Below are 21,178 nucleotides of genomic sequence, written 5' to 3'. Positions count from 1 at the left end.
TTCTCAATGGTCTTGTTCAGCCAATGATTTGACTATGGCAAACCCTTGCTGGAAAGCACGATCCATCATGTCCTTATATTCCTCAGAGGTTTCTATTTCAGCAGATAATGTAGTTGTTTCACCCTGTTCATTTAAGAAATATTTTTCTAAAGAGCCACTCCAACTTTGAACATCTTCACTTGTTGAATCTAAAACACCATTTTTCAAAACACCCAAATGTTTAAATACCACTTTTTTAAACTGCTCCAACTCTACAATGGTGGCGACCATACCATTGCCACTGGCATCCTGAAATAAGGTTTCCCCGCCAATTTTCCAGTCAGACTGCATCTGCGAAGTTTCCGAAAACGGTTGGGTCCATTTGGAATAAGTATGGGTATCCCACAGGATATTCCATACTGTTTGTGCATTCGCTTGAATGACAATGTCATAGCTTAAAGTCATCATTTCTTTCTCTTATTTTATTGATCCAATCTATAGCTTAGTACAATAAAAACCCAGAATGATTAATTTTTGTTAATAAAAATCCATCACCTAAAAAATTTAAACCTAAATATTCAATATGTTAAACAATAAATAACAAGCATGTTGATCTGTTACACAACACTCTTAGACCAAAATCTAAGTTTTAAAAAAAGTGCAGCTAAGTAGAATATTTGAATATAAAAATAGTTAAATGGAAAATTTTAAATCCATTGATAACTTTTTCTAGCTTTGTTCAATTTCTACCTTTGCTCAATAAAGAAAGACCATATGAAAACGATAACAATGAAGAGTATTCATTCTAAAATTTTATTTTTACATGGATTAGATTCATCTAAAGAATCGACAAAATTCCATGCCATAAATGCTGAAAAAAAATATTGTATTAACGTGGATTATCGTAACCTTAACTACAAAACGGTTGAGTGTTTTTATCACGATATTATCGAAAAGATTAAACCTGATTTACTGGTAGGTCATAGTTTAGGTGGGTATTGGGCATTAAAAATGTCACAGCAACATCGAATTCCTGCAATCCTTGCCAATCCAAGCTTAAATCCAGATTTCCGTGAAGACTATGCAGCGATTGATGAACATGATTTAGACCATGACATTCCACAAATTGCTTATCTGGAACTGGGTGATGAGGTTTTAGATATGTATAAAGTGCTTGAACAACTAGAGTCATATATGCAGATTGAAGCTGTTGAAGGTGGACACCATCGTTTAGTCCAACCTGAAAACTTAAATCATTTAATTGAATATATGGAACAAACCTTTATTGCTTGAAATAAAATCATCAAAGTACAGTTCGTTGCTCTCCAACTAAAAAAGCCTTGTATTTACAAGGCTTTTTTCACGTCGAGACAGACAAACAAATGATTTAAGTATTCAATCACAAGAATGTAGCCCGAAAACTTAAATTGTTATTTTGTCTTTAAGCAACCGCTTTTTCAACTGGCTTGGAATCCTCATCGAGCACTGACCAAACCTTTAAACCAAGATCTTGATGTAAATCAGGTAGGTCAAGAAAAATACTTGCACCCAATACCGTATGTTGGCATTTATGCATCAATTGATGGACTGCTTTTAAAGTACCGCCTGTAGCCAAGACATCATCTACAATAATCACTTTTTGTGCTGCGATATCCGCTGACATTTCCAAGCGATCTAAACCATATTCTAAGCTATAGCCCACACCAACCACTGGAGGTGGCAACTTACCTGCTTTACGAACCAACAATAAGCCTTTGCCGGTACGTTGTGCCAATAAGCTGGCTAAAACAAAACCTCGTGCCTCAACTGCAACAAAACTATCTACTGCATCCAATTGCTCTACAGGAATACTCGCAATCAATGCATCGGTTAACTCCACAAGATTGTTCATAAACAATGGGGTTAAATCATAAAAACAAATACCTGGTTTTGGGAAGTTTTGGACAGTACGAATACTTGACCACAAAGCAGTAGACATGTTCATCATGGGGGAGATTTAAAAAAAGATAAATAATACGTGAATTTTAACGTTTATTAGCCAAAATTGACAGCAGCTCGCTACCTATTCAATATTATGGTCACGCTAAGCTGTTGAATTTATTAAGTCCATTTTCACACAAAATGATGGCTATAGAGTGAGCTAATTTTAGCTTAATATTTTTGGCTAAAATATTCATCTAGACCTTTGTCTAAATTCAAATATTTTTAAACTTTTATATCAGCGCTCAACCCTTGTTATGACAGGATTGTAATTAAAATTGTCTGACAAAGTTGGCATAATAAACATCGCTTTTGTCCTGAGCTGCCATTCAGCTTTGAGATTAGTTAGATAAACTCCGATATTTACTTTACTTTAGATACAGAACTGCGTAAGAATTTAGAGGAATATGTACACATTTTATTTGCATATTATTTGAGTCAAGCAGCAGAAGGAATTTTACTGACAGAAAAAACAATGCATCTGTCAGATATCGGAGAATCAGATGAAGAAATATCAATGCATCGTTTGTGGTTGGATTTATGACGAAGCAGAAGGTTGGCCACAAGATGGCATCGCAGCAGGTACCAAGTGGGAAGACATTCCTGATGACTGGACATGCCCAGACTGCGGTGTTTCTAAAGCAGACTTTGAAATGGTAGAAATCTAAGATATTGCGTAAAGACCATGTTTACATGGTCTTTTTTACATTTATTTTCAACAATACAAAATTATTCAATTCACCTCTAAATTTGAAATAGGTATGGAGAAAGATATGCAACCGATCATCATCATAGGTTCTGGCATGGCGGGTTATACCCTTGCAAGAGAATTTCGTAAGTTAAACACCGAACAGGAATTGGTGATGATTTGCGCAGATGATGCGGTGAATTATGCAAAACCTACCCTATCTAATGCATTGGTTGGGAAAAAAGCGCCTGAACAAATTGGTTTAGGTGATGCTGAAAAGATGAGTACCCAACTGAACATGCGGATTGAAAAAGAAACATGGGTTAAAAGTATTGATGCAGAGAAACATGAATTAACCCTTGAAAAAGATGGACAATCTTCAACTCAAGGCTACTCAAAACTTATTCTTGCCGTGGGCGCAAATCCGATTCGATTAGCGATTGCTGGTGATGGGAGTGATGATATTCATGTGGTTAACTCATTAATTGACTATCGTGCATTCCGTGAAACTTTAGACAATTGCAGCACGGGTGAATGTGGCAACAAACGTGTGGTGATTTTAGGCGCGGGCTTAATTGGTTGTGAATTTGCCAATGACTTACAAAATACTGGGCATCAGGTTACGGTGATCGACTTAGCACCACAACCTTTAGGGCGTTTATTGCCTAATCATGTTGCACAAGCATTTAAAGACAATCTTGAACAATCAGGAATTAAATTTGCCTTGGGTACCACTGTAGAAAAAGTTTCTAAATCTGAACGTGGTTATATCGTTTCATTGGCCAGTGGTCAGTCCTTGCTCGCGGATGTTGTGCTTTCTGCAATTGGCTTACAACCTAATATTGCCTTGGCTAAAGCTACGGAAATCAACACCAGTCGTGGTGTCATTACCAATACCTTGCTCGAAACCAGTCAAGCAGATATTTTTGCCATCGGTGACTGTGCCGAAGTGAATGGAACACTCTTGCCATTTGTCATGCCAATCATGCAACAAGCGCGTGCATTAGCCAAAACCTTGAGTGGACAAACCACCACTGTACACTACCCTGCAATGCCAGTCGCGGTGAAAACCCCAGCTGCACCTTTGACTGTACTTCCTGCTCCAATTGATGTAGATGTTACATGGGAGAATGAAGAGTTTGAAGATGGGATGTTATCTAAAGCAACAGATGCTGAAGGTATCTTACGTGGTTTTGTATTGTTAGGTGCAACTGCTGGAAAACAGCGTTTAACATTAACAAAACTGGTTCCAGACTTGATTCCTGCATCCGTTTAAGGTTTTAATAGCGAGGATATTTTTTAATCAAAGAATATCCTTGCTTAGGAAAATAACAATGAATAGCGCACTTCAATTTCAAGTTTCACCTTATGCCTCGTTCATGAATGAAACCAAAGTCGATTTAGGTAATGGTATTCAACTTCATGTTGAAACTGGAGGGAATCCACAACACCCGACCATTCTGTTGATTATGGGTTTGGGTGCGCAAATGTTATTTTGGCCTGATTTTTTTTGTAAATCACTAATTGATCAAGGCTTTCATGTGATTCGCTTTGATAATCGTGATATTGGCTTATCTTCAAAAATTCGCCACCAAGGTCCACGTTTAAACTCTTATAAGCTGATGGGTCGCTTTGCTTTGGGCTTACCAAATGACGGCGCGCCTTATAACTTATTTGATATGGCGGATGATGTTGCATTATTGATTGATCGTTTAGGCATTGAAAAACCACATATTTTGGGTGCTTCAATGGGTGGTATGATTTCTCAAATTTTAGCTGCAAAATATCCTGAGAAAATTGATAAAGTCGGCTTACTCTTTACCAGTAATAATCAACCTTTGCTACCTCCACCATTTCCAAAACAACTCTTTAGTCTCATTGGTAAACCTGAATCACGTGATGAAGAAGGAATTGTGAATCATTCCTTGAAGGTTTTTCATATGATTGGTTCACCTGGTTATATCAACCAAGTTGAAGCAATTCAAACTGCACGTAAATTATATCGTCGTAGTTATCACCCAGCGGGTGTACTTCAACAGTTTTTAGCAATATTATGTACAGGTTCCTTACTTAAATTGGATAAGCAGATCAAAAAGCCAACTTTAGTGTTACATGGCTCTAAAGATCGGTTACTACCTCCAAGTCATGGTAAGGCAGTTGCTAAAGCAATTTCAGGCGCTAAATTTGAATTAATTGAGGGAATGGGGCATGATATCCCACCGCATTTTGTTCCTCAACTTAGCGGGTTATTTGCACATCATTTTAAATCATAAGCATTAGGACACTATGGCTGCATTACCATCCCTAAGACAGTTGTCATATTTAGTGACACTGTCTGAGACGCTGCACTTCACTGAAGCAGCGCGCCGTTCGTTTGTAACTCAATCTACTTTATCTGGTGGAATCATGGAGTTAGAACGTTTATTGGGTGGCGTACTCGTAGAACGTGATCGCCAAAACGTACGTTTAACTCCTCTAGGTGAGCAAGTTGTTGCCCGAGCCCGTGTTCTACTCGCCGATGCTCAGGACTTGATGCGGTTAAGTCGAGAAATGAGTGAACCGTTAACTGGTGATTTGCATTTAGGGATTATTCCAACCATCGCCCCTTTCATTTTGTCGCAGCTTTTGGAAGAAGTGCATAAACAACTTCCAAAAATTCAGTTGCATCTGCATGAAGCACAAAGTGAAAAAATTGTTGAAAAACTTGAGCATGGCAATCTAGATGTGATCATGCTAGCTTTACCATTCGACACACGTGGTTTGAAAGTTGCTGAAATTGCGAAAGAAGATTTATTCTTAGTCTGCAATAAAGCAGATCAAAATGCGATGAATGCAAGAAGCTTAGATGATTTAGATCTTTCTCATCTCATGCTCCTTGAAGAAGGTCATTGCTTACGTGATCATACCTTAAGTGTTTGCCCAATCGGTGAGCGTAAAAATGATCACCGTTTAAAAGCGAGCTCATTGCCAACTTTAGTGGAAATGGTCAGTTCAAACTTAGGCTATACACTGCTTCCTGAGATTGCAATTCATGCACATATGCTGAAAAACAATGATCAGATTGTGGTTAAACCTATTGAGAATGCACCATCACGTACTCTGGCTTTAGTTACACGTAAAAGTACACCGCTACAAAGTGAATTTGATGTGTTGGTACAAATTCTTCAAAAAATCACGCCAAATTTACGTTAATTTTCCGATACTAAAAGGAGTCATGATTGACTCCTTTTTTATTGAAATGTCTAAAAAGACTATAGATCACATCAGCATAAGCAAAATTACAACGATCTTGTTTTTACTAGATCAAGAATGATAATATTTGAGCAGTACAAAATACTCGCTTATTTTTGTATGTATTGTTACGATAAAAATCGCGAAAAATCGACCTATCCTCAGCTTGTTTTTTAAAAGCATGCATCCATCTCGTCGACACATATCCAATTCTTCGCATTGGTCAGCGTTCCACAGGGCTTGAATCTTTCGAGCATCGTTAACAGGTTTCCACAGTTTTCTGTGCCTGAATTTTCGATAGGACGCGTATGAACCGACCTTTATATATTATTTTTTCAACGATTGTCTTAGATGCAATTGGCATTGGCATCATATTCCCTCTGCTTCCCTCACTACTGAAAGACCTAAGCCATCAGTATAACGTTGCCTTGTTAATGGGGGTTTTCCTAAGCCTGTATGCGCTTATGCAATTTATTTTCTCCCCGATCTTAGGTGCTTTGAGTGACCGTATCGGTCGAAGACCTGTTCTGCTGATTTCACTTGCGGGTTCTGCAATCAACTATTTGTTTCTTGCTTGCTCACCCTCTCTTATCTTGCTGTTCATTGGACGGATCATTGCTGGAATAAGTAGTGCCAATATGCCCGTGGCTTCAGCCTATATCGTTGATACCACGTCAGAAGAAAATCGAGCAAAATACTTCGGTTTAATGAACGCCATGTTTGGTATTGGATTTATTCTCGGTCCTGTACTCGGTGGATTATTGGGCGAATATTGGTTACGACTACCTTTTTTCGTTGCGGCAATTTTAACAACCGTTAACTTGCTTATCGCATTCTGGCTACTCCCTGAATCCCGAAGCAACAATCCACTCCTAGTCCCCCCTCAAGCTTCTATTTCGCAACGTTCGAGTTTAAAAATAAATCCCTTGAAAAGTTTTGGTTTTATCCTTGCTCAAAAAGGTATATTACCGATTTTGCTGATATTTTTTTCTGTTTAGCGCCTGCGGTGAAGCTTATGGTGTCTGCTGGGCACTTTGGGGACACGATACCTTTAAATGGAATACATTTTGGGTTGGTCTTTCTTTAGGCACTTTTGGTTTATGCCAAGTACTGGTTCAGTCATTTATACCGCAACATGCCGTCCGATATTTTGGTGAAAGAAATACCGTGCTGATCGGTCTGGCATGTATATGTATGGCATTAATCATCATGGCTTTTACCCAACACGCTTGGATCATTTTTGCAATCATGCCGATCTTTGCCCTAGGAAGTATCGGCACTCCTGCACTACAAGCTGTTGTTTCACAAAAAATCCCAGCTGCGCAGCAAGGACAGTTTCAAGGTGTTATCGCATCAACCATCAGTCTGGCCTCGATTATTGCCCCATTGTTGTTTTCTACACTTTACTTTCATTTCCAAACACGATGGACTGGCGCTATATGGTTGGTTGTCGCGATGATTTATTTAATTGCATTACCTGCAATTTTATCAAGTTTAAAACCACAACAGCTTAAGTCATCCTAGTATTTAAGAACGTCAATGGTTTATTAAAAGCGTTGATTGCTGATTTAAAAAAGCTTAAATCTAAAATAACCAAGTCATTCAATTTCATTAAAATCCGATTGACTGATACAAAAAAGCCCGATTAATTTTAATCGGGCTTAAGACAATCAAATTATCTTGGCTTAACCATTTACAAAGTGCTCAAGCAAATTTTGTTGAGCATTGTAAATTGCCTCGCCTTCTTTAGGTTTCACACGAGTCCAAGTCCCATCGCCTTGCAACAGCCAAGCGCGGATATTATCTTTTAAGTAATTGACTAAACCTTGCTGATAAATGCGTTTTTTTAATGCTGGATCTTCGATCGGGAAACACACTTCTACACGATTAAATAAATTACGATCCATCCAGTCTGCACTTGAACAGTAAATACGTGGATTGCCATTATTTCCGAAATAATAAACACGGGTATGTTCTAAGAAACGCCCGACAATTGAACGAACTCGAATATTTTCAGACAGATTTGGTAACCCAGGACGTAAACAGCAAATTGAGCGAATAATCAGATCAATTTGTACCCCTGCTTGCGAAGCTTCATATAATTTATTGATCAATTGAACTTCTGTTAACGCGTTAACTTTAACAATAATTTGTGCAGGCTTGCCCGCTTTGGCATTGGCAATTTCATCATCAATAAAAGCAATTAACTGAGCATGTAGCGTAAACGGCGCATGTAACAGTTTTTTCAACTTTGCCATTTTCCCCATACCAGTCAATTCTTGGAAAATACGATGTACATCTTCGCAGAGCTCTTTATCTGTAGTGAGCAAACCATAATCAGTATAGATACGAGCATTTGTTGCATGGTAGTTACCCGTACCCAAATGCACATAACGTACTAACTTATTATTTTCACGGCGTACCACCAAGATCATTTTGGCATGCGTTTTATAGCCCACGATGCCATAAACTACAACAGCGCCTGCTTCTTGTAATACATTGGCAACGGCGATATTCGATTCTTCATCAAAACGCGCCCGTAACTCAATCACAGCGGTGACTTCTTTACCATTACGTGCCGCTTCTGCAAGTACCTGAACAATTTCAGAGTCAGCACCACTACGATATAAGGTTTGTTTGATCGCTAGCACTTGGGGATCACGTGCAGCTTCACGCAACAAGTTAATAACTGGTGCAAATGATTCAAATGGATGATGTAAAAGAATGTCTTGTTTTTGCATTGCTGAAAAAATATTTTCAGACTTTTTCAATACTTTTGGAATCGCCGGCACATGCGAGTCATAACGCATATGTGGACGTTTAAAATTTGACACAAGACGTGCCAGATTTACCGGCCCATCCACTTTATAAAGTTGTTCTTGTTCTAGATCAAATTCTTCAAGCAAATATTCATAAATATGTTTTGGACAGTTTTCTGTCACTTCTAAACGTACTGCACGACCAAAACGACGTGAACTCAATTCACCTTTCAATGCTTTGGCTAAGTCTTCTACATCTTCATTCAGTGCCAAATCTGCATTACGTGTAACACGGAACTGATAACAACCTGTAGCTGTCATCCCTGGGAACAAATCCGATACATGCTCATGAATAATCGCAGACAACATCACAAAATGTTCTTTGCCGCCTGTAAGCTCATCAGGTAAACGCACTACACGCGGAAGCGAACGTGGCGCTGGTACAACTGCTAAATCAATTTGTCGACCAAATGCGTCTTTCCCTTCTAGAGTCACAATAAAGTTTAAGCTTTTATTGACCAATCGTGGGAATGGATGTGCAGGATCAAGGCTAATAGGAGTAAGCACTGGTGCAACTTGTTCTTGGAAATATTTTTTAATCCACACAGATTGTGCAGGCGTTAACTCGCCACGACGTAAAAAGCAAATGTCTTCTTCACGTAACTTAGGAAAAATTTCCTCATTGAGGATACGGTACTGACGCTCAATCGCTTCATGTGCAGTTTTAGAGATTTGGTCTAAAACTTGTTTTGGCGTCAAACCATCTGGTGAACGACTTTCATTCCCTAAAGTTAATTGTTCCATCATTCCTGCAACACGGATTTCAAAAAATTCATCCATATTACGAGAAAAGATCAATAAGAAATTCATACGTTCAAGCAAGGGATGTAAAGGATCAACGGCTTGCTCTAAAACACGTAAATGGAAATCTAAAATTGAAAGCTCACGATTTATATATCGTTCATTATAAGAATATTCTGTAGGCGTTGTTGTCGTCACTGCGGTATTCATGCAATAAACCTGCATCAAAAAAAATGTCTTAATTCTAGTATGCTTCAAATTTGTGACAATTTCATAAAAAAAGCATCGCTTCATAAAAAAAGCACATCAATTTGTGCTTTTTTAAATTCATTTATTTAGCGTCAATCTGGAATACGGGTATAACGCATATACTTCAAAACCAAACGCTTACGGTATTGAAGCTTAGAATCATCACGATTTTTTTGATAATACTTCGGATTGGTTAAAATCACTGCTAAAAATGCGGCCTGTTCACGACTTAAACTTGCCGCGCTCTTAGAAAAGTAATGTTGTGATGCAGCTTCAACACCATAGATATGATCACCAAATTCAACAGAGTTCATATAGACTTCTAAAATGCGCTGTTTAGTCCACATCCGCTCCATCATGGTGGTGGCAATCGCTTCCTGACCTTTGCGAATAAATGAGCGACGATTATAGAAGAATAAATTTTTAGCCAATTGTTGAGAGATCGTTGAACCACCGGCGACTACTTTGTCTTTTTTAAGATTACGTTGTAGTGCATTTTCAATACCATCCCAGTCGAAACCATGATGATCGAGAAATTTGGCATCTTCAGCTGCGACAATTGCATGTTTAAAGTTATCACTGATCTTGTCATAGTCGCGCCATTGATGTTGAATCGGCTCAAAATCAGACAGATATGTCCAACGCATAAACATGGTGGTTTCTACATCATGAGTACGCCAATAAATTAAACTTGAGAAAATCCATAGCTGAATCATGATCAAAATACTGACCACAATTAACAAAGCACGAACAATAAAAGCTTTCATGTCAGCTGCTTACTCCGAAAATTCTGACGTTTCATGTTAAGCTGAATCTATCTATAAAAAGCTAAGCAATAGCATGTCTAAATATCAAGATCTTTCAACTTATAGCCAACCCAATTCTATTGGTAAAATAACCTTATTGCTGATTGTCATCAATGTCGGTTTATTTGCCATCCAAGTCTTATCAGGTGTCAATATTACTGACCCGACAACATTGGACGCGTTGCGTTGGGGTGCTGATTATGCACCTTTAACCTTCTTAGAGGAACCATATCGCTTATTCAGCAGTATGTTTTTTCACTTCGGTATCCTGCATCTAATGATGAATATGTGGGCACTGTATATTTTTGGTGATGTTGCTGAAAAAACTTTAGGAAAGTTTTATTTCCTTGGACTTTATATCCTTGCTGGACTCATGGGAAGTTTATTAAGTGGTTATTTGGATATTCGAAATAGCTACGAACTGCTGCAAAATTTTGATCAAAAACTCTTTCCTCATGTATCTGCAGGTGCATCGGGTGCTGTGATGGGACTTGGTGGTGCACTGACACTACTATCGTTGTTCCCACCTACCCCGAATCAAAGATTCATTTTAGATAAAAGATCACTTTTAACGGTACTTGCGATCAACTTAGCTTTTGGCTTTTTAGCCTCTGGAATTAATAATGCTGCCCATATCGGTGGGATGTTAATGGGTGCGGTCATGGCTTTGGCTTGGTATGCAACACAACGTGCCAAAATGGGTAAAGCTGCCAATATTATCATTGTGATTTTAGGGATTGCAGCAACCTATGCGGTTTATCTCTATTGCCAGCATCTCGTTGGACCACTTAGCCCACTTTGGCAACAAGCCATTGCACAAATGCGTGAGCAATTAAACTTTTAATCTCTAAAATAGCTTGTCTATGCCGCAATAAAACATTGCAGAGTACACTCAATTCAAGAAGCATAAAAAATGGCGGCCTATAGGTCACCATTTTTTAATTTACTGTCTTCACTGGGCAGTCTTTTAAGGGCTCAACTGAGATTAAACAGCCAGATAAAACCACTTAAACAAAGCGGTTTAATTCAACTCTCTTAGACTTTGCAATGGTGGGATTTCGGATAAATAGCTCAATCGGTAACGCCCAATCAATGCGCACAACACTGCCATCGAAATTGGTAAAATCAGCCAAATTTCCCAATGTAATTGCATCACCATTTCCATACGATAACTGGCAACGGCACTAATCACCTCTGCAAAGAAACAGGAAACGATTCCCGCCAATAATCCAATAAAGCCGATTTCAAAACTCATCATATTTTTTAACTGGCGCTTTGAACTACCAAAAGAGCGTAGCAATGCCACTTCTTTTTTACGTTCATCCATCAGCAAATTGATACAGGCAATCAGTACCAAAAAGCCAGATAAACTCACCAATACTGCCAAAACCGTAATGATTTTAACCAACACAGAAACCAAGTTTTTAATTTCATCAAAAATTAAAGAGACGTCAATAAAGACCGTATTGGAAAATTGTTGAATCAGATTAACCATCTTGATTTTTTCACTCGGCGGCACATAAAAACTCCCTAAGTAGCTGCCTGCATTTTCATCCAACGTCTTTGGAGTAAAAATAAAGAAGAAGTTTGGACTAAAGCTTTGCCATTCCACTGTACGCAAATTCACAACTTGCGCGTCCAAATTTCCCTCAGGCAAACTAAAGGTTAAACGATCACCAATTTTGATGCCCAATTCTTCAGCCAGTTTGGCCTCTACAGACACCTGCCCAATTTGAGTCAATTGAGCCTCTCCAACAACAATGATATTGTCTTGTGGATAATGATCTGCTTGGGTGAGATTTAACTCACGACGTAAAGAATTATTGGTTTTCACCAATTGGACAGGAAAGGCTTGACCATTTTTTGCCAATAAGCGCCCTTTTACATTGGGATATAACGGTGTGCTTTTCCAGTGTTGCTGTGCCAATTGTTGTTTAAAAGCCTCCAGTTCAAATGGTGGTAGACCATAAATAAACTGGTTAGGCGTCCCCTCAGGCAATTGTTGCTGCCAACGCTCTAATAAATCAGTTCTCAATACAGCAAGTACCGTGATTAGACTTAAACCCAATGCCAAAGCGGTAATTTGTAATGCGGTTTGTGAAGGGATTCGGATATAGGCTGAGAGCCTATTTTTCATTGATTTTAAAGTCTTTAAAATCATCCAAACCACTGCATATAACAAACCTGTTAACACAATGACTGCACCCATCACCAACGCAGTAAGTATCAGATTTTCGGTCAAGACCAAACTAAAAATAATTAAGCTCACTAAACCTGTAGCCATCATCCACAACATTGAACGTGCCGACTTTTCTTGTTGGCGTATCACCCGAATAGGCGGTGTATTTAACAGTTGCCACAAACTCGGTAAAATAAATCCAATCAATACAATTGCACTGGTAAAGATTGCTATAGGTAAAGGACCAACCAACATCTGCAACATTGAAAATTGCAACTCTAGGTTAGGAATCATCTGCAACATCAATTGCAATAATGAATAACCTAAAATCAGTCCTAAAATACTGCCAATGACAATGGCGATTAAAATAACAACGCTCAGTAACCCGAGATAGGTTTGAAAAATCTGCCGTTTCGTTGCCCCCATACAACGCATCAGCGCAATATGATCTTGGTTCTGCTGTACATAACGCTGACTGGTTAAAGCGATGGCTAAACCACATAAAAGAATCGTCAGAATATTGGCCAATTGTAAGAAAGTATCGAGGTTTTCAATTGGTTTAAGTAAGCGTGAATTGCCCTCATCTGCATTACGTAGTCTTAAATTACTTTGTGCATCTAGTTCATTATCCGCATTTTGTTGATCTTGTATGGATTGATCTGTTTGTGAGTGTGTTGCTGGCTGCTTTTCAGTCAATGTGTTTTCAGTCAATGCATTGGCACTTGATGCACTTAAAGCTGAATCTGCATCCGAATTTTGTGCAATCTTTGGATTCACATTCTGCTTTTCTTGCGCTTTAAATGTCTTAAAAAATTGCTGATATGTTGCAATCGACTCCGCATCCCCTGCCATCAACAAACGATATTCAATTCGACTTCCAACTTGAATTGCACCCGTTTTTGCAACATCTGCTTGAGAGATAATCACGGTTGGCGAAAAGGCAGAAAAGCCTAATTCTTGATTTGAATCATGTTCAATGATACCAGTAACTTTAAACTGACCATTGGCAATTTGAACGCTATCGCCTAGGTTTAATTTTAATAATTCTTGTGCGCGTTTGCTTAGCCAAACCCCGCCACTTTGTAAGGCTTGTTTTGGCGCAATCCTTAATTCACCACGTAAGGGAAATGCTGTGTCAATGGCTTTCACATTGACCATAACAAACTGATCCTGTGTAGAGGCCATTGAACCAAAAATGGTGACATGGGACTGTTTTAATTTTAAATCATCAGCCTGTTTGATCCATTGTTGGTCAATTGGATCTGTATCACTAAGTTGTAAATCTGCAGCTTGCATTTTGGCAGCTTGTAAGGTCACTGCTTGTTTGACTTGATCATTGCTAAACTTTAATGCAGTAGTCGCACTAATGGCTAAACTCAATGCAATAATCAGCAAATATATGCCTGAACTGGCAAAACTTTGCCTAAATAAGGGTTTAAACAAGGTCAACATTACACCACCTCATTCGATTGAGGCGTTTGAGCATGTTCAATCAATTGACCATCTTTTAATTCATAATGACGTTGGCACTGTGCTGCCAATTGCGAATCGTGAGTGACAAGCACTAAAGTTGTACCGAGTTCTTTATTTAAATCAAATAAGAGTTGTTCAATTTCAAATGCAGTATGTTCATCTAAATTGCCTGTAGGTTCGTCAGCAAAAATAATTTTGGGGTCAGAAATTAAAGCTCGTGCAATGGCAACCCGTTGTTGCTCCCCACCAGACAATACTTTCGGTGTTTGTTGGCTTTGTCGTTCTAAACCAACTTTGGCCAATAAACTTAAAGATTTTTGTTCTGCGTGTGCATAATTAAAATTCTTCTGTAAACGTAATGGTAACATCACATTTTCTAAGGCAGAAAGATGTGGGAGCAACTGGAAAGATTGAAATACAAAACCAATATATTGAAGTCGAATCAACGCACGTTGTTCTTCATTTAAATGCTCAATTGATTCACCACAAACACTGAGTTGACCTGCACTGGCTTGATCTAGAGTGGCAAGAATTCCCAATAAAGTTGATTTTCCTGAACCAGAACGTCCAGTAATCGCGACCTGTTCACCTGTATAAATATTAAGATTTAGATTTTCAAAAATTGTAAGCGTTTGATGAGGTAATTCTATCTTTTGTGTAAGTTGCTGTGCAGAAATTATCACTTGTGGCATGATGGGAGAAGTTGAATCATCCTGAACCTTAGACATCATAAAGTACCTTATATGCAAATCAAAAAATTGTTAAATTTGAAAATGATGAAAAACCTAATTCATTGTTTATTTTTTAGCATAATCTGTCTGTTGCCCGTTAGTAGTTTTGCAAAAACGATCATGATTTTAGGTGATAGCTTAAGTGCGGGTTATGGTATCAACCCACAACAAGGCTGGGTTTTCTTGCTACAGCAACGCTTAAACCAACAATTTCCCAAACAACATAATGTGGTGAATGCCAGTGTAAGTGGTGAAACCACCAGTGGTGCGTTGGCGCGTTTTCCAAAACTGTTACAAAGCCATAAACCTGATATCGTGGTGATTGAGTTGGGTGGCAATGATGGTTTACGTGGACAACCGCCACAAATGATTCAGAAAAATCTTGCGCAATTAATTCAACAAAGTCAGAAAAGCCAAGCCACGGTCATTTTATTGGGAATGAAAATTCCACCGAATTATGGTGCAGCTTATAGCCAAGCTTTTGAGAAAAATTATCAAACCCTAAGCCAACAATACAAAGTTAAAATGCATCCGTTTTTTATGAATGGAATTGCAGGCAATAAAAGTTTGATGCAAAAAGACTTAATCCACCCCAATGCAACGGCACAGAAAATTCTACTCGATAATGTCTATCCATTGATTCGAGGCGCGCTTTAAGTTTTTCTCAAAGCCGAAATGATTGCACCTGTTTATTTGGCTAAATCGGATGTCGTGTTTTTAAGGACATCCGCAAAATTAAACAAACGTGCCAATAAGTGGTGAATATAGTCCAAACTCGATTCTTGTTCGGTAAATAGAATTCGATACAACATGGGTGCAATCACAATTTCAATAATCAATTGATTGTCGATGCTTGTTTCATTCCTTTGCTGGGCACGTTGCTGAATAATGTCTAACTGTTGAATCAAAAAGTCATAACACTTACCAGAGGTCGGCGAATCATTTTCCGCCACAATATCGCTTAAGATTGTACGCCCAACGGGTGAGGCATATTCCTCAAAATATTGCTCCATCCATGCATATAAGTCTTGCTTAAAATTCCCAAGATCCGCAGGTACACTGTCTGGATGTAAAATATTAAAGGCAACATCTGCAAGCAGTTGAGATAAATCTCCCCACCGTCGATAGATCGTAGAGGGGGTGACCCCTGCATATTCAGCAATCATCGGAATCGTCAAATCTGCCACAGCTACATTCTGCTGTAATGTTTGCACCGCATTATGAACTGCAGCTTGTATTCGTGCACTGCGCCCACCGGGACGCAAACCTGTAATCACTTTCGTCATCAGCAAATCACTACAAATCTATAAATGAAAATCTATCAATGGGTTAATGATTGAAGAACAGCTTTAATCAAAAATCATCTTAGCTAAACCTTTGTGTTTAATCCAAAATACGGTATAAAAGCTAATTAATAGCTTTTATGTACATGTTGATTATGCGCAACTCTAATTTTAATCGTCAAGTGACTTCCTATAAATTAAGCCATAATGCTGCACTGTACACACATACTTTTACCCTAATGGCCTTTTTGGCAGCCTCAAGCGCACCAACACCGTTATATCGCTTGTATCAACAACACTTCAATTTTTCTCCTGTTTTATTAACGCTTATCTTTGCCACCTATGCGTTTGCATTGCTATTAACCTTATTGGTGGCAGGATCATTGTCTGATTATATTGGACGTAAGCCGGTTATTTTTGTGGCTTTGATTTTAGAAATTATGTCCATGGGCTTTTTCTTGTTTGCATCCAATATCGAAATGCTGTTTATCGCACGAGGTTTGCAAGGTATTGCCACGGCTTTAGCCGCATCTACGTTTGGAGCAGCTTTGCTTGATCTGAGTAAAACACAGGGTTCTTTAATTAATAGTATTTCTCCAATGCTTGGTATGGCTGCGGGTATGCTAATGACCTGCATTGTTTTAGAGTTTTCGACTGTTCCATTAACACTTATTTTTGAAATACTCATTTTTCTGTTTGTATCTACTACATTTATCGCAATTTTTAGCCCTGAAACCGCAACTAAACGTGTGGGTGCTTTGGCATCATTAAAACCGCAACTGACTGTTCCAGTACAAACCCGAAAAGCCCTCTTGATCGTAAGTCCAATTAATATCTCGTTATGGATGGTCAGTGGGTTCTTCCTCTCGTTAATGCCTTCATTGCTGGCTCAAGCTTTCCATGTGCAATCGGCATGGTTGAATGGCATGATGTTTATTACCCTATCAGTTTCAGGGGCTGTTGGGATTTTAACCCTGCGCAATGCGCCAACATTTAAAATTTTAGTCACTGCTGCAATTACGATTGTCTCGGGCTCAAGTGTTATTTTGTTTGGTATTCATCTGGTGCAACCAATCTTATTGTTTATTGGTGCTGTGGTGACTGGGATTGGCTTTGGTACAGGTTTTATGGGTGCAATTCGTGCTGTTATGCCCTTAGCTTTACCTGAACAACGTGCAGGTTTAATGGCCGCATTTTTTGTTGAAAGCTATTTGGCCTTTAGTATACCTGCGATTATTGCTGGATACTTTGTCAATAAAGTAGGCTTAATTTTTACTGCAGATGTCTATATTTGTATGATTATCTTGTTGGCCAGCTTGGCATTTGTTTTTGCGTTTAAAAATAAACAGAACATCCACTAAAGTGTGTTAAAAATCAAAGCAAAACAAAAGGCGCATTGAGCGCCTTTGGATTTAAATCTTAGATTAAGCTGGAATATCACGAATAGATGCTTTACGAATTGCTTCTTTAAGCGCGTCATAACCATGAATTGGCGGGAACTGTGGAAATTCACGAATCACATTTTCAGGCGCATCAAATAAGAAACCATGATCAGCTTCACCCAACATGGTTGTATCGTTATACGAATCGCCTGCTGCGATTACACGGTAATTTAAACCATGTAAAGCTTTTACAGCTTCACGTTTTTGATCAGGTTGGCGCAATTTATACGCAGTGATCATACCATTTTCATCAGTTTCTAATTTATGACAGAAAATTGTTGGCCAACCTAACTGTTGCATCAACGGATGTGCAAACTCATAAAATGTATCTGAAAGAATAATCAACTGAAAATGGGTACGTAACCATTCTACAAACTCTTTTGCACCCGGAAATGGCCCCATGTCTGCAATCACAGCTTGAATGTCATTTAAGCCTAAACCATGCTGTTTAAGAATATTTAAACGTTGAGTCATCAACACATCGTAGTCAGGAATATCACGAGTTGTTGCTTCTAATTCTTTGATTCCTGTTTTTTTAGCAAAATTGATCCAGATTTCTGGTACCAATACACCCTCAAGATCAAGACATACGATTTCCATGGGTTCTCCCAAATGTCAGTTAAAAATTTTGGGCTTATCATAGCACTAAAGTTTAAAAAGAATGCTGAAAGTTTTTACAGCAAACCCATTTCATTTGGTTATGCATAAGACTTGTGAATATTTACAAATCTGTTTTATTCATAAGCATTTTAATTAATCTGCTAAGTAGCATATTTCATTTACTTTAAAATATCTGGATCGTCAAAAGCAGCAATTCACATAAGTTGAATTGAGCTAATTTTTGCCAAAATGCTTAAATTCAAATATCTTTTGAACATGTTTACGAAAATTGTAGCTTCAAGCTAACTGCCAGGAGCAGATATGACCGCCATTCCAACCATAGATCTTGTGGACGCACTTGCGACTGAGTATGCCGACAAATCACCTTCTGAAATTTTAGAACTTGCGCTTTCTCAGCAAGGTGAAATTGCAATTTCATTTTCTGGCGCAGAAGATGTTGTTCTTATCGATATGGCACACAATTTAGGTAAACCATTTCGTGTTTTTAGTTTAGATACAGGTCGTTTACACCCTGAAACCTACCAATTTCTTGAAACCGTACGTAAGCACTATGGGATTAAAATTGAGATTTGCTTTCCAGAAGCAGATGCCGTTCAACAGTTGGTCAATGAAAAAGGTTTATTTAGCTTCTATCAAGATGATCATAAAGAATGCTGTGGTATCCGAAAAGTTCAACCGCTACGCAAAAAATTAGCCACTTTAGATGGTTGGATTACTGGGCAACGCAAAGATCAAAGTCCAGGTACACGTACGGAAATTCCAGTCATTCAAGCGGATAGCGGTTTTTCTGGTGAAGGCAAACAACTGATTAAATATAACCCATTGGCCAATTGGTCAAGTGCGGATGTATGGAACTATATTCGTATGATGGAGATTCCTTATAATCCATTACATGAAAAAGGCTTTATCTCAATTGGCTGCGAACCATGTACCCGTCCAGTATTGCCAAATCAACATGAACGCGAAGGTCGCTGGTGGTGGGAAGAAGCAACACATAAAGAATGTGGCTTACACGCAGGCAATTTAAAAAAGTAATATCAGGAAAACTCATTAAAACTCATGAATTTTTATTAACTTAACGTTCATCGAAATGCTTGGATTTTACGCTTAGAAAAGTTTTATACTAAGGTTTGTTGATATTTCATCTATAGCTTGTGTTATAGGCTAAAGTTGAGTAGGCAAAGGCATGAAAAAATAGTGAGACTATTTTCAGGTTTCATCACTCAAACTGAGAAATTTTAGCTATACCCAGAATGCCAACAAAGCGCTGCATTGTTGGCAACACAAAATGTAACGATGTACCTGATGTTTTCTAACATCACATCGTTGTAAACATGGACGAATGATCAACAGACCCAAGTTACACGGTTCTATAATTCTAACAATTCACCAGCTCATAAATGAGTTGTTGTAGAAATTGCAGTGAGGCAATCCAAGACTATGCGCCCATTACACCCTATTGATTTTATTTTTTTAAATTTAGAAAAACGTCAACAACCCATGCATGTTGGTGGGTTATTCTTATTTGAAATACCAGAACATGCGCCTTCTACCTTCATTCAAGATCTTGTTGCAGATATTCGTAATTCAAAATCTATTCCTGTCCCACCCTTTAACAATCGCTTAAGTGGCATGTTTTGGGATGAAGACGAAGAGTTTGATATCGATCATCATTTCCGTCATATCGCACTACCTCATCCGGGACGTATCCGTGAATTATTGGTTTATATTTCACAGGAACACAGTTCGTTGATTGACCGAGCAAAGCCACTTTGGACCTGTCATATTATTGAAGGGATTGAAGGCAATCGCTTTGCCATGTATTTTAAAATCCACCATGCCATGATTGATGGTGTGGCTGGTATGCGTCTGGTGGAAAAATCATTTTCAAAAGATGCTGACTCCAAAACCATTATTCCGCCTTGGTGTGTCGAAGGTAAACGGGCAAAACGTTTAAAAGAAACCAAACTGGATAAAGCTAAAAAAATATTCTCTGCCTTAAAAGGGCAAGTTGAAGCAGCACCTAAGGTCACTCAAGAGCTGTTCCAAACTGTATTTAAAGAAATGGGGAAAAACCCCGATTATGTTTCAAGCTTTCAAGCGCCGAGTAGTTTATTTAATCAACGGGTAAGTTCATCACGTCGTTTCGCTGCTCAGTCTTTTGAACTTGATCGTTTTAGAGATATTTCCAAAGCTCTTGGTGTAACGATTAATGATGTGGTGCTTGCGGTGTGTGCAGGTGCATTACGTGATTATTTAATCACACAAGAAGCTTTACCGAAAAAACCTCTGATTGCGATGGTTCCAGCCTCATTACGTGATGATGACTCAGATATGAGTAACCGTATCACTATGATTTTGGCAAATTTAGGTACACATAAAGAAAGTCCTTTAGAGCGTTTAGACATTATTAAACGCAGTGTACAAAATGCAAAAAATCGTTTTAAACGTATGAGCTCTGATCAAATCTTAAATTATAGTGCTTTCGTTTTTGGTGCAGCAGGCGTGAATATTGCATCAGGACTTATGCCAAAACGTCAGGCGTTTAACGTAATCATTTCCAATGTACCTGGACCACGTGAACCTTTGTATTGGAATGGCGCTAAATTAGATGCCCTCTACCCTGTTTCTATTGTTTTGGATGGTCAGGCACTAAATATCACCATGACCAGTTATTTAGATAAATTAGAAGTCGGTTTAACGGGTTGCCGTAAATCTCTGCCTAAATTGCAGAATCTTCTCACGCATTTGGAAAATGAAATCCAAAAGTTTGAGCAAATTATTGCAGAGAAAAATGCACTAGAACTCACCGATAAAAAGCCAAACGCTCAAGCCAAGGCAAAAACGGATACTCAAGATGTAACGAAGGAATCTGTTGCAGCACGAAAGTTAGTATAGGATTTTATAATTGATTTGATTTTAGTGTTGATTGAGAGATAAAAACTTAAATTGATTC

At 38.4% G+C, this 21,178-nt stretch carries 18 protein-coding genes and 1 pseudogene; 11 read left to right on the top strand and 8 right to left on the bottom strand.

The genetic code is table 11. From position 1 onward, the window contains the following. Positions 1-3: 3 nt before the first annotated feature. Positions 4-447 (bottom strand): SRPBCC family protein, encoded by a 444-nt coding sequence (locus tag FHR28_RS04545; RefSeq protein ID WP_166782026.1) that lies wholly within the window; start codon positions 445-447, stop codon positions 4-6. Between the two features lie 321 nt (positions 448-768). Between FHR28_RS04545 and FHR28_RS04540 the strand changes: the two genes are divergently transcribed. After that, a complete protein-coding gene (locus FHR28_RS04540; protein ID WP_004717385.1) occupies positions 769-1,272 on the top strand; it encodes a YqiA/YcfP family alpha/beta fold hydrolase in 504 nt (167 codons plus the stop codon). 148 nt (positions 1,273-1,420) lie between these two features. Here the strand turns inward: FHR28_RS04540 and FHR28_RS04535 are convergent, their stop codons facing one another. Then, positions 1,421-1,966 (bottom strand): adenine phosphoribosyltransferase, encoded by a 546-nt coding sequence (locus FHR28_RS04535; protein ID WP_166782025.1) that lies wholly within the window; start codon positions 1,964-1,966, stop codon positions 1,421-1,423. Between the two features lie 496 nt (positions 1,967-2,462). On the opposite strand from FHR28_RS04535, the gene rubA reads away from it, so the two are divergent. The 5 genes and pseudogenes from rubA (at position 2,463) to FHR28_RS04510 (ending at position 7,402) form a co-directional block, all read left to right on the top strand. After that, positions 2,463-2,627: a rubredoxin RubA gene (gene rubA / locus FHR28_RS04530; RefSeq protein WP_004678010.1), complete on the top strand. Its 165-nt coding sequence runs from the start codon at positions 2,463-2,465 to the stop codon at positions 2,625-2,627. A 105-nt stretch (positions 2,628-2,732) separates the two neighbouring features. Continuing rightward, a complete protein-coding gene (locus tag FHR28_RS04525; RefSeq protein WP_166782024.1) occupies positions 2,733-3,923 on the top strand; it encodes an NAD(P)/FAD-dependent oxidoreductase in 1,191 nt (396 codons plus the stop codon). Between the two features lie 58 nt (positions 3,924-3,981). Next, positions 3,982-4,920, top strand: a complete 939-nt coding sequence (gene estB, locus FHR28_RS04520) for an esterase EstB (RefSeq protein ID WP_004823254.1) — start codon at positions 3,982-3,984, stop codon at positions 4,918-4,920. Between the two features lie 13 nt (positions 4,921-4,933). Then, positions 4,934-5,839, top strand: a complete 906-nt coding sequence (gene oxyR / locus FHR28_RS04515; RefSeq protein WP_004717396.1) for a LysR family transcriptional regulator OxyR — start codon at positions 4,934-4,936, stop codon at positions 5,837-5,839. Positions 5,840-6,186: 347 nt separating this feature from the next. Further along, positions 6,187-7,402: pseudogene (locus tag FHR28_RS04510) on the top strand (TCR/Tet family MFS transporter). Positions 7,403-7,563: 161 nt separating this feature from the next. Here the strand turns inward: FHR28_RS04510 and ppk1 are convergent. Both ppk1 and mtgA read right to left on the bottom strand, forming a co-directional pair. After that, the gene (gene ppk1 / locus FHR28_RS04505; protein WP_056518076.1) at positions 7,564-9,648 is read right to left on the bottom strand and encodes a polyphosphate kinase 1; all 2,085 of its coding nucleotides are present in this window, start codon (positions 9,646-9,648) and stop codon (positions 7,564-7,566) included. A 131-nt stretch (positions 9,649-9,779) separates the two neighbouring features. After that, positions 9,780-10,454 carry a monofunctional biosynthetic peptidoglycan transglycosylase gene (gene mtgA / locus FHR28_RS04500; RefSeq protein ID WP_004717400.1) on the bottom strand — a complete coding sequence of 225 codons (675 nt, stop codon included), beginning with the start codon at positions 10,452-10,454 and terminating at the stop codon, positions 9,780-9,782. 73 nt (positions 10,455-10,527) lie between these two features. Here mtgA and FHR28_RS04495 point away from each other — a divergent pair, with 73 nt between their 5' ends. Next, positions 10,528-11,337, top strand: coding sequence for a rhomboid family intramembrane serine protease (locus tag FHR28_RS04495; protein ID WP_056518074.1), 810 nt, complete (start codon positions 10,528-10,530; stop codon positions 11,335-11,337). Between the two features lie 177 nt (positions 11,338-11,514). Here the strand turns inward: FHR28_RS04495 and FHR28_RS04490 are convergent, their stop codons facing one another. Together FHR28_RS04490 and FHR28_RS04485 are read right to left on the bottom strand one after the other, a co-directional pair. Continuing rightward, positions 11,515-14,124 (bottom strand): ABC transporter permease, encoded by a 2,610-nt coding sequence (locus FHR28_RS04490; RefSeq protein WP_166782023.1) that lies wholly within the window; start codon positions 14,122-14,124, stop codon positions 11,515-11,517. After that, the gene (locus tag FHR28_RS04485; RefSeq protein ID WP_035372018.1) at positions 14,124-14,873 is read right to left on the bottom strand and encodes an ABC transporter ATP-binding protein; all 750 of its coding nucleotides are present in this window, start codon (positions 14,871-14,873) and stop codon (positions 14,124-14,126) included. The genes FHR28_RS04490 and FHR28_RS04485 overlap by 1 nt, the downstream gene beginning before the upstream one ends. Positions 14,874-14,918: 45 nt before the next feature. Between FHR28_RS04485 and FHR28_RS04480 the strand changes: the two genes are divergently transcribed. Next, on the top strand, positions 14,919-15,533 hold the full coding sequence (locus FHR28_RS04480; protein WP_151027073.1) for an arylesterase: 615 nt from the start codon (positions 14,919-14,921) through the stop codon (positions 15,531-15,533). Between the two features lie 32 nt (positions 15,534-15,565). On the opposite strand, the gene FHR28_RS04475 is transcribed toward FHR28_RS04480, so the two are convergent. After that, entirely contained in the window at positions 15,566-16,162 is a 597-nt protein-coding gene (locus FHR28_RS04475) for a TetR/AcrR family transcriptional regulator (RefSeq protein ID WP_166782022.1), read from the bottom strand. Between the two features lie 152 nt (positions 16,163-16,314). Here FHR28_RS04475 and FHR28_RS04470 point away from each other — a divergent pair, with 152 nt between their 5' ends. Beyond that, the gene (locus FHR28_RS04470) at positions 16,315-17,520 is read left to right on the top strand and encodes an MFS transporter (RefSeq protein WP_216076322.1); all 1,206 of its coding nucleotides are present in this window, start codon (positions 16,315-16,317) and stop codon (positions 17,518-17,520) included. Between the two features lie 63 nt (positions 17,521-17,583). Here FHR28_RS04470 and thrH read toward each other — a convergent pair whose 3' ends face one another. Continuing rightward, the gene (gene thrH, locus FHR28_RS04465; RefSeq protein ID WP_004717409.1) at positions 17,584-18,201 is read right to left on the bottom strand and encodes a bifunctional phosphoserine phosphatase/homoserine phosphotransferase ThrH; all 618 of its coding nucleotides are present in this window, start codon (positions 18,199-18,201) and stop codon (positions 17,584-17,586) included. A 321-nt stretch (positions 18,202-18,522) separates the two neighbouring features. Between thrH and FHR28_RS04460 the strand changes: the two genes are divergently transcribed. Next, a complete protein-coding gene (locus FHR28_RS04460; RefSeq protein ID WP_004717410.1) occupies positions 18,523-19,257 on the top strand; it encodes a phosphoadenylyl-sulfate reductase in 735 nt (244 codons plus the stop codon). Between the two features lie 405 nt (positions 19,258-19,662). Next, positions 19,663-21,120: a WS/DGAT/MGAT family O-acyltransferase gene (locus FHR28_RS04455; RefSeq protein WP_166782020.1), complete on the top strand. Its 1,458-nt coding sequence runs from the start codon at positions 19,663-19,665 to the stop codon at positions 21,118-21,120. Positions 21,121-21,178 lie beyond the last annotated feature (58 nt).

This window comes from Acinetobacter sp. BIGb0196, from assembly GCF_011759595.1.
GTDB classification, from domain to species: domain Bacteria; phylum Pseudomonadota; class Gammaproteobacteria; order Pseudomonadales; family Moraxellaceae; genus Acinetobacter; species Acinetobacter guillouiae.
The sequence above is the reverse complement of the archived record's forward strand: the minus strand, read 5'-3'. Positions and strand labels throughout refer to the sequence as shown.